Below are 13,391 nucleotides of genomic sequence, written 5' to 3'. Positions count from 1 at the left end.
TGGCGCTAAAGCGGGTCCCGGAATTCGGTTGCGATCATTTTGAAGTGCTCCAGACAGTGCGCGAAGCCGTCGGCAATATCGGGATCGAAATGCCGACCCCGGCCGGCCATGATGATGTCGGCGGCTTCGCCGAAATCGATCGGCGGTTTGTAGCTGCGTTGGGATATCAGCGCGTCGAAGACGTCGGCCAACGCCATGATGCGGGCCGACACCGGTATCGCCTCGCCTTGCAGGCCTTCGGGGTAGCCGCCGCCGTCCCATTTTTCATGATGCCAGTGGGCGATTTCCTTGGCCAGCGCCAAAAACGCCGCAGAGGCGCGAACGTCGCGTTCGGCGCGTTCGATGGCGTCGCTGCCGAGCTTGGCGTGGGTTTTCATGATTTCCCACTCGGCGGTGGTCAGCTTGCCGGGTTTGGTAAGAATATAGTCGGGAATGCCGACTTTGCCGATGTCGTGCAGCGGGGCGGAACGCGTTAACAATTTAATATAATTCGGGGTCAGCGTCTGGCTGAAGCGGGGATGATCCCGCAAGCATTCGGCCAAGGTTCGAACATAGCCTTGGGTGCGCAATAGATGTTGGCCGGTTTCCGGGTCGCGGGTTTCAGCCAGATGCGCCAAGGCCAGAATACTGACGTTTTGGGTCAGTTCGTTTTCCGCCATGCGCTTGCCGATTTCATTTTCCAGAAAGGCATTTTGATCGGCTAGCCAGTCGCGCGCTCGTTTGGCTTCGAGCTGGGCCGCGACCCTGGTCAGCACCACGGCGGGCTGGATGGGCTTGGCGATGTAGTCGGCGGCCCCGAGTTGCAGACCGTACTGTTCGTCGCGGGCGTCGTCGAGCGCGGTCAGGAAGATCACCGGAATGTCGGCGCTGCTGGGTGCGGCCTTCAAACGGGTCAATACTTGGTAGCCGTCGAGTTCCGGCATCATGACGTCCAGTAGGATCAAGTCCGGGCTCGGGGTTTGGTTGGCATAGCGTAGCGCGGCGGCGCCGGAATTCGCGGCCTTGACCCGATAGCCGGCGCCCTGCAACAAGGTGCCGAGGATGTGCAGATTCTCGGGCATGTCGTCGACGATCAGTATCGTGGCGGGTTCTGTGCTGGCGGGAGTTATCACGTGAGGCCTCGGTCGGAACGCGGTAACGCGAAGTTTAGGTGGCCAACACTACCGCGTCCGTCCCCGAATTGCAAATGACGGTCGCCGGGTTCGGCTTGCCGGAAAATATCGTTCGGGGTGTTGCGTTGGCCGGAGGTTTTAAGGATAATGCGCAGCTCTTCAGCCCACGGCTGATGTTTTATGGTTACTGTGTCGGTCCTCTCGCAACGATACGCTGTAAACCCCGCCAGGTCCGGAAGGAAGCAACGGTAGCAGCGGATTCGTGTGCCGGGATGCGGCTGGCACGGTAGCCGCCCAAACCTAGCCTACCCGCGCTGCCAATGGCTTATCAGGTCCTCGCCAGAAAATGGCGTCCCAGCAACTTCTCCCAGCTCGTCGGCCAGGAGCATGTCAGCCAATCCCTGATACACGCCCTGCGCCACGACCGCCTGCATCATGCCTATTTGTTCACCGGTACCCGCGGCGTCGGTAAAACCACGGTGGCTCGAATTCTCGCCAAGGCCATAAACTGCGAAAACCTCCAGGATTTCAATCCCTGCGGCGAATGCCCGGTTTGTCTGGCGTTCGAGCAGGGCCGCTTCATGGACATGATCGAAGTGGATGCGGCATCGCGCACCAAGGTCGAAGACACTCGCGACTTACTCGACAACGTCCAATACGCGCCGAACCAAGGTCGCTACAAGGTCTATTTGATCGACGAAGTCCACATGCTGTCCGGCCACAGCTTCAATGCACTGTTGAAGACGCTGGAAGAGCCGCCGCCTCACGTCAAGTTTTTGCTGGCCACCACCGATCCCCACAAAATTCCGGTGACGGTATTGTCTCGCTGCTTGCAGTTCAATCTGAAGCGTCTGCTGCCGGATCAAATCGCCGCGCAGATGCAGTTCATTTTAGAGCAGGAACAGATCGGCTTCGAAATCCCGGCTTTGAAAATCTTGGCTCGCGCGGCCGACGGCAGTTTGCGCGACGGCTTGAGCCTGTTGGACCAGGCCATCGTTTACGGCGGCGGCGGCGTCGTGCATGCGGCGGTAACCGGCATGCTGGGTACGGTGGCGCAACAGCCGGTCGACGATTTGTTGCAGGCTCTGGCGGCCGGCGACGCCAAGGCCTTGCTGGCCAAGATCGGCGATATCGCCGAACTGTCGCCGGATTTCGCCGACATCTTGCAGCAAATGCTCCGGGTCCTGCATCGCGTCGCGCTGCTGCAGCAAATTCCCGATTTCGTCGACGCCGAGTTCGATCAAGCATTGATCGGTCTGTTGGCGCGGACGCTGACCGCCGAGGACGTGCAACTGTATTATCAGATCGGCTTGCTCGGCCAGCGCGATCTGCCGCTGGCGCCCGATCCGCGTACCGGCTTCGAAATGACGATGCTGAGAATGCTGGCTTTCCGGCCGAAGACGGTGGACCAGCGGCAAGAGACGCCGCCCGGTCCGGTGATAACTACGGTCCGGCCGTCAACGCCCGCCAAGGAAACTGGGCAGTTTTCCGGTCCGGTGGCGGCTGTCGTAACACCCGCCGCGGCGCCGGTTGCGGCGGAACCACCGGCCGCCGTCGAGCCGAAGCCCGAGATGCGCTCGGTTTCGCCGGACTCGCTCCGACCGGAACAATGGCCGGAGATTATCGCCGCATTGAACATCGGCGGCCGAGCCAGGGAGTTGGCCAACAACTGCGTGCTGGAGGGCATCGACGATCACACTTGCCGGTTGTTGCTGGACCCGAGTTTTCATCAAGTCGGCACTCGGGCCGAGGATACGTTACGTAGCGCGCTGCAACAGTACTTCGGTCGGCCGATCAAGCTGGTGATCGCCGCTCGGGCCGGCGACCTGATGACGCCGGCGCTGCAGATGCAAAAAGCCAAGGAAGATCGCCAACAGGCGGCGGTGGAGAGCATCCAGACCGATCCTACCGTGCAGGCCTTAAAAGATACCTTCGGCGCCAGGGTGTTGCCTGGCAGCATAGAGCCTATTAATTGATTTCGGAGACACTATGAAAAACGCACTCGCGGGCATCATGCAACAAGCCCAGAAAATGCAGGAAAACTTGAAAAAGGCCCAGGAAGAACTCGAAAACATGGAGGTGCTGGGCGAATCCGGCGGCGGCTTGGTGACGATACTGATGACCGGCAAGCGCGAAGTGCGTAAGGTCAGTATCGATCCGTCGCTGGTCGGCGACGACAAGGATATGCTGGAAGATTTGGTGGCGGCGGCAATCAACGACGCCGTCCACAAGGTTGGCAAAATGAAGAAAGAAAAAATGGCCGATGTCACCGCCGGCATCCCGATTCCGCCCGGTTTTCAGATGCCGTTCTAAATCATGGCTAATCAGGGGCTGCTGAAGGAACTGATCCAGAGCCTGTGCTGTCTGCCCGGCGTCGGACCCAAGTCGGCGCAGCGGATGGCGTTTCATTTGCTGCTGCGCAACCGCGACGGTGCCCGCCAGCTCGGTCAGTTGCTGGAAAAAGCCGTCGCCGAAATCGGTTATTGCCGCGACTGCCGCACCCTGACCGAAGCCGAGATTTGCGAAGTCTGCGCCAATCCGCTACGGGAGAACGATACGCTGTGTATCGTCGAAAGCGCCGCCGACGTTTGGGTCGTCGATCAGGCCACCACGTTCAAGGGCAAATACTTTGTGTTGCACGGCCGCTTGTCGCCGCTGGACGGCATCGGGCCCGACCAGCTCGGTTTCGACTTGCTCGAGCAGCGCATGGCCTCCGGCACGTTAAAGGAAATCATCCTGGCAACCAATTCCACGGTGGAAGGCCAGGCCACCGCGCATTTTATCGGCGAAGTTGCCGCCAAACATGGGATACAAGCCACCCGCATCGCCCACGGCGTACCGATGGGCGGCGAGCTGGAATTCATCGACAGCGGCACGCTGTCGGCGGCTTTTAACGGGCGTAGAGAACTTTAGGAGGCACGATGAGCGATTGTTTGTTCTGCAAGATGGTCGCCGGCGAGATCAAGCCGGACGTGGTTTACGAAGACGATAAGGTGTTGGCGTTTCGCGATTTGCACCCGCAAGCGCCACTGCATGTGTTGGTGATTCCGAAACGGCACATTGCTAACTTAAACGATCTGGACGATGCCGAGTTGGGCGGGCACCTGCTGCAAACCGCCGCGAAAATCGCCAAGGACCTGGGCTGTGCCGACAGCGGTTACCGCACCGTGTTGAACTGCAACGCCGACGGCGGTCAAACCGTTTTTCACTTGCACCTGCACCTGCTGGCCGGCCGAGCAATGCATTGGCCGCCGGGTTAAGCCCTATCTGGTCGGCGGCCGGCGCGATTTACCGATTCAAGCTTGAGACCCGCATCGGTTCTTTCATCGCGATCGCGACGACCAGCGATAGTGCGCTGCAGGCGCTGACGTAGTAGCCAAACCATTCCGGATGGCCGTGGCTTTTCATCGATAGCGCCAGGTATTCGGCGCTGCCGCCGAATAAGGCCACCGTCACGGCATACGGAAATCCCACGCCCAGCGCCCGAATGTGTACCGGGAACAGTTCGGCTTTGACGATGGCGTTGACCGACGAGTAGCCGGAAACGATCAGCAGCGCGCAGATGTACCAGAACAACGCCGAAGTCAGGCTTTGCGGCTGTGACAAAACGCTCAGGATCGGTGCTGTGAACAGACTGGCGCAGACGCCGAAGCCGATCAACATGCAGCGGCGGCCGACGAAGTCGGACAGCAGGCCGAACAGCGGCTGTACCAGCATGAATACCGACAGCGCGATGGCGCAGATCAGCGTGGCGTCGTCCTTTGCAAAGCCGGTGGTGTTCACCAAAAACTTCTGCATGTAGACGGTAAACGTGTAATACGACAAGGTGCCGCCGGCGGTTAAGGCCACGACGGTGAAGATTTGCTTGGGATAGTTGAGCAACTCGCGCGGATTGGCTTGCTTGGCCGATTCGGTGTGTTGCTCGACGAAAGCGCTGGTTTCCGCCATATTGCCGCGCAACCGGACCGCGACGACGGCGAGCAAGCCTCCGACCACGAAGCCGATGCGCCATCCCCAATCGTGCAGTTGCGCGTCGGTCAAGAAACAGCGCTGCAACAGCATCAGCAAACCCAGCGCCAGGATTTGGCCCAAGACGATAGTGACGTATTGAAAGCTGGAGTAGTAGCCGCGCCGGTCGGCGCTGGCCATTTCGCTGAGATAGGTGGCGGAGCTGCCGTATTCGCCGCCGATACTAAAGCCCTGCAACATCCGGGCGATCAACAGCAAGGCCGGCGCCCAGGTGCCGATCACCGCATAGCCCGGCGTGCAGGCGATGATTAACGAGCCCAGGCACATCAGGCCGACCGACAAGAGCAGCGCGCTCTTGCGGCCCTTGCGATCCGCCAAACCGCCCAGCCACCAGCCGCCCAGCGGCCGAAACACAAAGCCGACCGCGAAGATCGCGGCGTTGTTTAGCAATTGGGCGGTTTGGTCGGTTTCCGGAAAGAATGCCGGCGCAAAGTACAGGGCGAAAGCGGCGTAAATGGCCCAGTCGAAATATTCCACCAGATTGCCGATCGAGCCGCTGAAGATATTCCGCAGGCGGGCGCGGTGCGAGAGCGCTGATCGATTCGTCATGTCGGTTGCCGTCCCGCCGCTCAATGCAGCGTCTTGGAGGCGCCGGCGGCGTCGTGCAGGCTGCAAAACAATTGTACGGTGACGAATATCAAGGTCTTGATCATCCGCACCGCGTCGCCGGGTGCCGGATGTTCGGCCAGATATTCATCGATGCAATCGTGGAGAAATTGCACCAAGCCTTTTTGCTCGTCGGTTTCGAACACGCTTTCCGAATGCGGTTTGCCGGACATCATCGCGGTCATTTCGGCGTCCACCAACGCGGCTTTTTCCTGTAGCCAGGCCATGCCCAGGGTTTGTTGGCTGGGCAGGGTGCCGGAGGTTTTTTCGAACACGCAAATAACGTCGAACACCAGATCCATGAACAGATGGGCGACGTTTTGATCCTGCTCGGCAATTAGCGAAGGAAACACCCCAAACAGCGTTTGCGCCAATACCGGTTGCTCGTTCTGAAACCGGGTCAGGATGGTATGGCCGGCGTTTTGATCCAGGCTTTTGGCATATTCCAAGCCCAAGTAAAGTTCTTTATCGGTAAATTCGCGCATGTTGAGTGAGTATGGAAAAGTGAAAATCGCGGCTATGGTCAGCGCATCGCCTCGAATTGAATGCCTCCAAAATGCCGGAGCCGGTTTGCTCCGACGAGTCAGTCGGCCGATCCGCCGGCATCGGCAGTCAAGGCCTTTAAGCTTCGAAGCCCGCCATGAACGCCGACCGGCTGGTTTCGTCGCCGTAGAGCAGGGTCAGGCCGGCGGGGTCGGGCGCGCCGGTCGGATGGGCCGAATAGGCCATCAGTAACGGGACGATATAGCGGCCCGCCGCCGGCGAAACATAGACGAAATAGCGCTCGCCGTCTTCCGTCCAATGCCCGAACATCGCCATGCCGGCCGGTCCGTTCTTGGCGATAAACGCGGCCCGAAACGAGCCGAACAAAACGCCTATCTCCCCGGACTCGTATTCGTGTCGGGTCAGGGCGATCCTATGCCAAGTTTGGGGTTTTGTGGTCGCCACGGGAATCTCCTGTCATCGCCAAACGTTTGATATACAGATGCGCGTCCGGCGGTTTCTCGCGCGGGCAGCGGGTCTTCGGTTCAGACTATAAAGCCAATTCCGCCACAATGCCATGCCGGCCGGATCAACAGTCCTTGCCGGCCAGTCGGCTTTCCAAAAACGTTCTTAATCCAAATATCGCCAAACCGGCGCCGCAGGCCAGCCCAGCCAACAACAGAAAGAAGCCGGCATGGGACATCGTCGAGTAAAAGCTACCGATATAGCCGGCCAAATAATTGCCGAAGAACACCGACAAAAACCACAGTCCCATCACCGCGCCGACCGCCTTGGCCGGCGCGACTTTACTGACCAGCGACAAGCCGACCGGCGACAGATATAGCTCGCCGACCGTGTAAATCAGGGTACACAAGGCCAGCCACAGGCCGCTGATTTTTTGGTCCAGGCCGTGTAGCGACACCGCGACGATCAACACCAGAAACGAGGCCGCCAGCCAAGCGCAACCCCAAGCCATTTTCACGACGCTGGAACGCGGCTTGGAGGGCTTGCCGAGCATGCCGCCCATCAGCGGCGTCAACAAAAAGATGAAGGCCGGATTCAAGGATTGAAACCAGGTGGACGGCATATCCCAACCCAACACCCGCCAATCGGCCCGCTGCTCGGCAAACAATTGCAAGGTATTGCCTTGCTGCTCGTAGACCGCCCAAAACACCACGTTGATCGTCGCCAACACCGCCAAGCTTAAAATCGCCCGCCATTCCTCGCCGCTGATCGGCGTTTCCGGTATCGGCGTCCGAGTCCCGTGCCGGGCGGCATCGCCGCCCAGAAAGCGTTGGCCGGCCAAATAAATCGACAAGCCTATCGTCATGCCGACACCGGCCGCCGCGAAACCGTAATGCCAACCGTAACGCTGGCCCAGCGTGCCGCAGACCAACGGCGCGAAAAAACCGCCGATATTGATGCCCAGGTAAAAAATCGTGAACGCGCCGTCGCGGCGCGGATCGCCGGCCGGATAAAGACTGCCGACCTGCGTCGAAATATTGGGTTTGAAGCAACCGTTACCCGCGATCAGCAAGGCCAACGCCGGCAAGAACCAGGCTTCCCGTGCCATCAGAAAATGCCCGGCGGTCATCAACACCGCGCCGAGTGCAACCGTGTTGCGCGGCCCCAACCAACGATCGGCCAAATAGCCGCCCAACAGCGGAGTCAAATAGACCAGGCCGGTGTACAAGCCGTAGATTTGCGAAGCCAGCGGCTGGATGTCCAAGCCGCCGTAAAGCCATTCCAGCCCGGCCCGCAAGCTCGCGAAGCCGAATATATCGGCACCGTCGTTCACCGCCGGAATCAAATACTGGATCATGTACAACACCAGCAAGGTCCGCATGCCGTAATAGGAAAACCGCTCCCACATCTCGGTCAGAAACAAGACATACAAACCCGGCGGGTGGCCGAAAAGCTGCTTAGGCATCGTCGCTCGAAAAAAATCGGTCGTTATGAAGTGACATCGCGGCGAATTTTAGCGCCCATACGGTCGTGCCGATGACGGTCTTTACCACGCGCAATCGGCCTGGACAAAACGGCCTCCGCCGTTCCGGCGCTGAATCCTATCACCCATTGGAATTGAGTTGCCCGCACGCCGCCAGCACGTCGTCGCCTTTAACCCCGCGAATCAAAGTTGGAATCCTGAAGGTATCCAATACCGCCTTAAACCTTTCCACGGTTTGCATATCCGGTCGTCGGTAACGCGATCCGGGGAAGGGGTTGAACGGAATCAAACTGATATAAGCGCTTTTTCCCGCCAGCAAGGTACCCAGTTTCTCCGCGTCGAGCGGGCCGTCGTTGAAATCCTTGATCAAAATATATTCGTAAGTCACGAATTGCTTTTTGTTTAATGCTATGCGGTCGATATGAGCCAACACTTCGTCCAGCGGATATTTTCTATTGATCGGAATCAACTCGTCGCGTTTTTCCGAGAACGGCGAATGCAGAGATAGAGCCAGATTGACGCCAGGCATTTCCTGGTTCCAACGTTTAAGTCCCGGAAGATAACCCGCCGTCGAAATTGTGATTTTCTGAACGCCGACTGAAAATCCAAATTGCGATAAAAATATTTCGCACGCTTTTTTAACCGCATCGAAATTATGCAAGGGCTCGCCCTGGCCCATAAACACGATATTTAATATGCGTTCTTCTCCAGGCCGGTTTTCGGCCAGCCACTGCCAGGCTTTCAAGAATTGTCCGATCATTTCACCGGTGGTCAAATTGCGTTTAAGGCCTTGTTCTCCGGTAAAGCAAAAAGCGCAATTCATCGCGCAGCCGACTTGCGACGACAGGCAAATCGAATATTTGTTATTGAACGGAATCAGCACAGTCTCGACTTTTTGGCCGTCGTTCAACTTAAACAGAAACTTCACGGTCCGGTCTTTTTCGGATTCGTAAACCGTATCGATTTCAGGCAAGGAAAAGTCGTAATACCGTTCAAAAAACGCCAAGGCCGGCTTGGATATTAGATTATGACAAGGCGAGTTCTGCTTTTTCTTGTAATACCAATTAAATAGCGTCGGCGTCACCGAGTTATTAAAGCCCTGCCGTTCGACTATCGTCTCTAAGTCGGTATACGTTAGATCGTAAAAAGAGGGTTTCAACGAGTTCTCCACGCGCTATAAATACCGGCCAATATCGGTGCGTTATAAATATTCAAAGCCGATTATCCCCGGCCAAACCGCCAACGGCGTTTACCTTGTCGATCAATCGTTGCCGTGCCGAGATTTATTGACGGAGTTTCGTGGCGGCAAATGTCCAGCTAGAGTCGGTCAAACGATATGGTTGCGAGCGGCTGTTAGGTTTGTCGGGAACGGTCATTTCGATCCGTCCCAGAGCAAGCGTTGGTTTCAAGTAACGCTCACGGAAAGATGTTTTCATATGCGGAACTCTCAAGCAGATTCTTTGCCGGCCGCGGTTCCGTTAACCGTTCAACAAACCGAGGCAATATATCATTTGCAAATCCCGCCGGTGAGGTTGGAGTCTACAGTATTTGATTCGGCTGGCGACAGGCGATAAAAAACCCCAGCCGGTCACCCGACTGGGGTTTGGTGTTTGGTGGAGGTGGCGGGAATTGAACCCGCGTCCGCAAGCACTCCGCCACAAGCTCTACATGCTTATCCCGCGCTTTTAATTTAACTGTTGACTACCCGTCGGGCCAAGAGGATCAACAGCGATTTCGATTGGATTTAGCGCTTTAGGCTCCGAACTAAGCCCTGGCGCGATCTTATGTAATATGATCCCTGAGCGCTCCCCGAGAGGAACTCCAGACGCATAAGTACATCTGGTCAGAGAAGTGGTGCAGGTTTTAAGCTGCGATAGCCACTGAGTAGTTTTCGTCGTTTGCGAATACTTTTTTTCAGTAGGTTTTACGAGCGGTACTGTGCTCGGCATGCACCTGAGGTTTTGCTACCCACGTCGAAGCCATGTCACCCCCAAGAGCGGTCATTCTATCAAAGCGGCGGGACAGTTGCTAACAATATGGATGCGGGTCCGGCAAATTCAAGTCCCCGCCGGTCGAGGCAAACGCGAATTTCGCTTGGCGAAATTGTAGTTGTTCTCACCGGTACGATTCGCTATAAATCGGCTAGCGTGCCGCCCGGTAAGGCAGGTAGCTCATTGGGGCTTGCAATTTTGGATTGACGCGCCCATTTCATGTCTTGCGTAATTCTACTTTGTCGGATTACAAATAAGCATCGTCATTCCGGCACGGATGGCCGGACCCGTTAGAGCGCGGAGCGAATCCAGACGCTATGGACGGATTTAAGCCATACCATCCATGGCACTGGATGCCCGCTTCCCGGCGGACATGACGGTCTGAACAAATCCGACAAAGTAGAAGTAATTCGGATTAAGAACAGCTATCCATCCTTGCCGGCCTTGTGCGCCGACGGAGAGCAGCGTGCAATACAAAGATTACTACCAGATTCTAGGCGTGGAACGCGAAGCGGCCTTGCCGGAAATCAAGAAGGCCTATCGCAAGCTGGCGCGCAAATACCACCCGGACATTTCCAAGGAGCCGGACGCCGAAGCCCGGATGAAGGACGTCAACGAGGCTTATGCGGTGTTGTCCGACACCGAAAAGCGCGCAGCCTACGATCAACTGGGCCGCGGTTACCGGTCCGGCCAGGAATTTCATCCGCCGCCGAATTGGGATGCCGGCTTCGAATTTTCCAGCGGCGATGCCGGCGATTTCGGTGACTTTTTCAGCCAATTGTTCGGCCGGATGGGCGCCGGCCGGCGCGGTGGGCCGTTCGAGGCGCAAGCCGGTGGTTTTCGGGCGCAGGGCGACGACCATCACGCCAAGGTGTTGCTGGACGTCGAAGACGCCTTTCGCGGCGCCTCCCGGCAAATCAGCCTGCGGGTGCCGACGATGGATGCCGACGGCCGGGCGGTTTTGAACAATCGCACGTTGAACGTCAAAATCCCGAAAGGCGTTTACGAAGGCCAAATCATTCGCCTTGCCGGCCAGGGCGCACCGGGCCTGGGTGGCGGCAAGGCTGGCGATTTGTTGCTGGAAGTCCATTTCAATCCGCATCCGCGCTTCCGGGTGGACGGCAGCAATCTGCACATGAGTTTGCCGGTCGCGCCCTGGGAAGCCGCGCTGGGCGGCGTCGTAACGATTAATCTATTCGATAGCGAATTGAAGGTTAGGATTCCGCAAGGCCTGCAAAGCGGCCAACAATTGCGCCTGCGAGGCAAGGGTATTCCCTGCGCCACACCCGGCGATTTGTTGCTGGATATTCAAATCGTGCTGCCGCCCGCCAACTCTGACAAGGCCAAGCAACTTTACGAAACCATGGCGCGCGAACTGGCCTTCGACCCGCGCGCAAGCCACAGGAGTTAAGCTATGTCTCAAGCCCTGTCCCCACTCGATGCGGTTCTCGAAGAACACGGCCTGACCTTGCAACAACTAACTTCGCTTGGCGAAGTCGATCTGGAATGGGTCAGCCGGCATATTGCCGAAGGCCAACTCGCGCCGCAGCGGCACGGTGGCGAATGGCGGTTTTCCAGCGCGATGCTGCTACGGGTTCGGCGCATCGCCGCGCTGGAGCGCGATTTCGAGGCGGTTCCGGAACTGGCGGCGCTCGTGGCCGACATGCAGGAAGAAATCGACGGACTACGCCGCCGTTTGCGTCGAGCCGGTTTGGAGTGAGCATGCAAAACACCATCGTCCACAATCACCGCTGGGCCAATCGGCTGCAAACCGTTCTATTGATCGCGGCACTGCTGGGCATTTGCGCGTTGGCCGGCCAATTGCTGCTCGGTGAAGACGGCATATGGATGGCGTTGATCGCCGCCGGGTTGGGCTTGGTCATCACGCCGGCTGCCGCTTGGCGCCTGACCTTGAGTTTTTACCGGGCCCGGCCGATCTCGCCGCGCCAGGCGCCGGTGTTGTGGCAACTTTTGGAAACGCTGGCTGAACGCGCCGAATTGCCGACCGTGCCGCAACCCTACTACGTGCCCAGTCCGATCATCAACGCCTTCGCGGTTGGCAATCGGCAGCAGGCGGCGATCGCGCTCAGCGACGGTTTGCTGCAACGATTGTCGACCCGCGAGTTGGCCGGGGTGTTGGCCCACGAGATGGCGCATATCGCCAATAACGACCTGCGGGTGATGGGCTTGGCCGATGCGGTCAGCCGGATTACCGCGCTGTTCGCCAGCGCCGGCCAATTATTCTTGTTGCTGAGCCTGCCGGCCCTGTTTTTCGGCGACGTGGCGTTTACGGTCAATTGGCCGGGAGTGATATTGTTGTTGTTTTCGCCGCATCTGGCTGTGTTGATACAGTTGGGGTTGTCCAGAACCCGCGAATACGATGCCGACCTGCGGGCGGCGACGCTGACCGGCGATCCGCTGGGTTTGGCGCAAGCCTTGGCCCATATCGAGCAAGCCAGCCGGGGCTGGTTGTCGGTGCTGTTTCCGGGCTGGGGCAACCCGGAGCCGTCCTGGCTGCGCACCCATCCGCCGACCGATGAACGGATTCGCCGGTTGCAAGCCCTGGCGCCAGCCGCGCCGTGGCAAATTCACGCCCCGATATTCGCCTATCCGCTGCAACCGGTCGCGCGCCTGCCACGTTGGCGGATCGGCGGCCTTTGGCATTAAGCTTCATTTTTCGAGGACATCATGAGCGACGCTTTACATCTGGTTTGCCCGCACTGTTCGGCCGTCAACCGCGTTCCAACGGAACGTCTGAACCAACAGCCCAAGTGCGGCCAATGCCATCAAGCCTTGTTTACCGGCCATCCGTTGGAGTTGACCGAAGCCAATTTCTCCAAGTATCTGGGCCAAAGCCAAATTCCGTTGCTGGTGGACTTTTGGGCCGCCTGGTGCGGGCCGTGCAAGATGATGGCGCCGGCTTTCGCCCAAGCCGCCCAAATGCTGGAGCCGGCGGTGCTCTTGGGTAAGGTGGACACCGACCGTCACCGCTATCTAAGCGAGGATTTCGGCATTCGTAGCATTCCGACGCTGATTTTGTTCAAGAATGGTCGAGAAATTGCGCGCGAAGCCGGCGCGATGTCGCTACAGGACATCCTGCGCTGGACGAGAAGTCATTTGGTTTGACGGTTGGCGCCGCTGGTCGGGCTGGCTTCGGCTACGCTCAGCCTACGCGGGTAGTCGAACATCCGGCTCGAGGAACACACCGGCATTGCTTGCCGG

Annotated in this window: 15 protein-coding genes and 2 other RNA genes; 9 read left to right on the top strand and 8 right to left on the bottom strand. The window is 58.2% G+C overall.

Annotation, left to right across the window (positions count from 1 at the left end; all coding sequences use genetic code 11):
- Positions 1–5: 5 nt before the first annotated feature.
- Positions 6–1,112, bottom strand: coding sequence for an HD domain-containing phosphohydrolase (locus tag BJL95_RS14645; RefSeq protein ID WP_083386051.1), 1,107 nt, complete (start codon positions 1,110–1,112; stop codon positions 6–8).
- A 190-nt stretch (positions 1,113–1,302) separates the two neighbouring features.
- Between BJL95_RS14645 and ffs the strand changes: the two genes are divergently transcribed.
- The 5 genes from ffs to BJL95_RS14620 all read left to right on the top strand — a co-directional run bounded on the left by ffs (position 1,303) and on the right by BJL95_RS14620 (position 4,372).
- Positions 1,303–1,399, top strand: an RNA gene (gene ffs, locus BJL95_RS14640) — signal recognition particle sRNA small type.
- Between the two features lie 33 nt (positions 1,400–1,432).
- Complete coding sequence (gene dnaX, locus BJL95_RS14635) at positions 1,433–3,088, top strand: DNA polymerase III subunit gamma/tau (RefSeq protein ID WP_071158946.1); 1,656 nt, start codon at positions 1,433–1,435, stop codon at positions 3,086–3,088.
- Positions 3,089–3,101: 13 nt separating this feature from the next.
- A complete protein-coding gene (locus BJL95_RS14630; RefSeq protein ID WP_064030769.1) occupies positions 3,102–3,425 on the top strand; it encodes a YbaB/EbfC family nucleoid-associated protein in 324 nt (107 codons plus the stop codon).
- A gap of 3 nt (positions 3,426–3,428) precedes the next feature.
- The gene (gene recR / locus BJL95_RS14625) at positions 3,429–4,025 is read left to right on the top strand and encodes a recombination mediator RecR (protein ID WP_071158944.1); all 597 of its coding nucleotides are present in this window, start codon (positions 3,429–3,431) and stop codon (positions 4,023–4,025) included.
- Between the two features lie 8 nt (positions 4,026–4,033).
- Positions 4,034–4,372, top strand: a complete 339-nt coding sequence (locus tag BJL95_RS14620; protein WP_071158942.1) for a histidine triad nucleotide-binding protein — start codon at positions 4,034–4,036, stop codon at positions 4,370–4,372.
- Between the two features lie 28 nt (positions 4,373–4,400).
- Here the strand turns inward: BJL95_RS14620 and BJL95_RS14615 are convergent, their stop codons facing one another.
- The 7 genes from BJL95_RS14615 to ssrA all read right to left on the bottom strand — a co-directional run bounded on the left by BJL95_RS14615 (position 4,401) and on the right by ssrA (position 10,170).
- The gene (locus tag BJL95_RS14615) at positions 4,401–5,690 is read right to left on the bottom strand and encodes an MFS transporter (RefSeq protein ID WP_071158940.1); all 1,290 of its coding nucleotides are present in this window, start codon (positions 5,688–5,690) and stop codon (positions 4,401–4,403) included.
- Positions 5,691–5,710: 20 nt separating this feature from the next.
- Complete coding sequence (locus tag BJL95_RS14610) at positions 5,711–6,232, bottom strand: hypothetical protein (RefSeq protein ID WP_064030765.1); 522 nt, start codon at positions 6,230–6,232, stop codon at positions 5,711–5,713.
- 136 nt (positions 6,233–6,368) lie between these two features.
- Positions 6,369–6,695 carry a hypothetical protein gene (locus tag BJL95_RS14605; protein ID WP_071158938.1) on the bottom strand — a complete coding sequence of 109 codons (327 nt, stop codon included), beginning with the start codon at positions 6,693–6,695 and terminating at the stop codon, positions 6,369–6,371.
- 124 nt (positions 6,696–6,819) lie between these two features.
- On the bottom strand, positions 6,820–8,160 hold the full coding sequence (locus BJL95_RS14600; protein ID WP_071158936.1) for a peptide MFS transporter: 1,341 nt from the start codon (positions 8,158–8,160) through the stop codon (positions 6,820–6,822).
- Between the two features lie 139 nt (positions 8,161–8,299).
- A complete protein-coding gene (gene rlmN, locus BJL95_RS14595) occupies positions 8,300–9,337 on the bottom strand; it encodes a 23S rRNA (adenine(2503)-C(2))-methyltransferase RlmN (RefSeq protein ID WP_071159265.1) in 1,038 nt (345 codons plus the stop codon).
- A 124-nt stretch (positions 9,338–9,461) separates the two neighbouring features.
- Positions 9,462–9,614 (bottom strand): Fic family protein, encoded by a 153-nt coding sequence (locus BJL95_RS26075; RefSeq protein ID WP_368086605.1) that lies wholly within the window; start codon positions 9,612–9,614, stop codon positions 9,462–9,464.
- A 175-nt stretch (positions 9,615–9,789) separates the two neighbouring features.
- Positions 9,790–10,170, bottom strand: a transfer-messenger RNA (tmRNA) gene (ssrA, locus tag BJL95_RS14590).
- A 465-nt stretch (positions 10,171–10,635) separates the two neighbouring features.
- Here ssrA and BJL95_RS14585 point away from each other — a divergent pair.
- The 4 genes from BJL95_RS14585 to trxC are packed head-to-tail and all read left to right on the top strand — an operon-like array spanning position 10,636 to position 13,295.
- On the top strand, positions 10,636–11,580 hold the full coding sequence (locus tag BJL95_RS14585; RefSeq protein ID WP_071158934.1) for a DnaJ C-terminal domain-containing protein: 945 nt from the start codon (positions 10,636–10,638) through the stop codon (positions 11,578–11,580).
- A gap of 3 nt (positions 11,581–11,583) precedes the next feature.
- On the top strand, positions 11,584–11,889 hold the full coding sequence (locus BJL95_RS14580; protein WP_064030760.1) for a chaperone modulator CbpM: 306 nt from the start codon (positions 11,584–11,586) through the stop codon (positions 11,887–11,889).
- Between the two features lie 2 nt (positions 11,890–11,891).
- Complete coding sequence (locus BJL95_RS14575) at positions 11,892–12,836, top strand: zinc metalloprotease HtpX (protein ID WP_071158932.1); 945 nt, start codon at positions 11,892–11,894, stop codon at positions 12,834–12,836.
- A 21-nt stretch (positions 12,837–12,857) separates the two neighbouring features.
- The gene (trxC, locus tag BJL95_RS14570; protein WP_064030758.1) at positions 12,858–13,295 is read left to right on the top strand and encodes a thioredoxin TrxC; all 438 of its coding nucleotides are present in this window, start codon (positions 12,858–12,860) and stop codon (positions 13,293–13,295) included.
- Positions 13,296–13,391: the final 96 nt, after the last annotated feature.

This window comes from Methylomonas sp. LWB (assembly GCF_001856095.1).
GTDB lineage: Bacteria > Pseudomonadota > Gammaproteobacteria > Methylococcales > Methylomonadaceae > Methylomonas > Methylomonas koyamae_A.
Note: the sequence above shows the minus strand (reverse complement) of the source record. Positions and strands in the feature narration are given on the sequence as shown.

Excerpts from the sequence above, each read along its gene's own strand:
- BJL95_RS14600 (WP_071158936.1), bottom strand. The coding sequence starts at position 8,160 with ATGCCTAAGCAGCTTTTCGGCCACCCGCCGGGTTTGTATGTCTTGTTT.
- BJL95_RS14615 (WP_071158940.1), bottom strand. The coding sequence starts at position 5,690 with ATGACGAATCGATCAGCGCTCTCGCACCGCGCCCGCCTGCGGAATATC.
- BJL95_RS14630 (WP_064030769.1), top strand. The coding sequence starts at position 3,102 with ATGAAAAACGCACTCGCGGGCATCATGCAACAAGCCCAGAAAATGCAG.
- BJL95_RS14575 (WP_071158932.1), top strand. The coding sequence starts at position 11,892 with ATGCAAAACACCATCGTCCACAATCACCGCTGGGCCAATCGGCTGCAA.
- BJL95_RS26075 (WP_368086605.1), bottom strand. The coding sequence starts at position 9,614 with ATGAAAACATCTTTCCGTGAGCGTTACTTGAAACCAACGCTTGCTCTG.
- dnaX (WP_071158946.1), top strand. The coding sequence starts at position 1,433 with ATGGCTTATCAGGTCCTCGCCAGAAAATGGCGTCCCAGCAACTTCTCC.
- BJL95_RS14610 (WP_064030765.1), bottom strand. The coding sequence starts at position 6,232 with ATGCGCGAATTTACCGATAAAGAACTTTACTTGGGCTTGGAATATGCC.
- BJL95_RS14620 (WP_071158942.1), top strand. The coding sequence starts at position 4,034 with ATGAGCGATTGTTTGTTCTGCAAGATGGTCGCCGGCGAGATCAAGCCG.
- recR (WP_071158944.1), top strand. The coding sequence starts at position 3,429 with ATGGCTAATCAGGGGCTGCTGAAGGAACTGATCCAGAGCCTGTGCTGT.
- BJL95_RS14580 (WP_064030760.1), top strand. The coding sequence starts at position 11,584 with ATGTCTCAAGCCCTGTCCCCACTCGATGCGGTTCTCGAAGAACACGGC.
- trxC (WP_064030758.1), top strand. The coding sequence starts at position 12,858 with ATGAGCGACGCTTTACATCTGGTTTGCCCGCACTGTTCGGCCGTCAAC.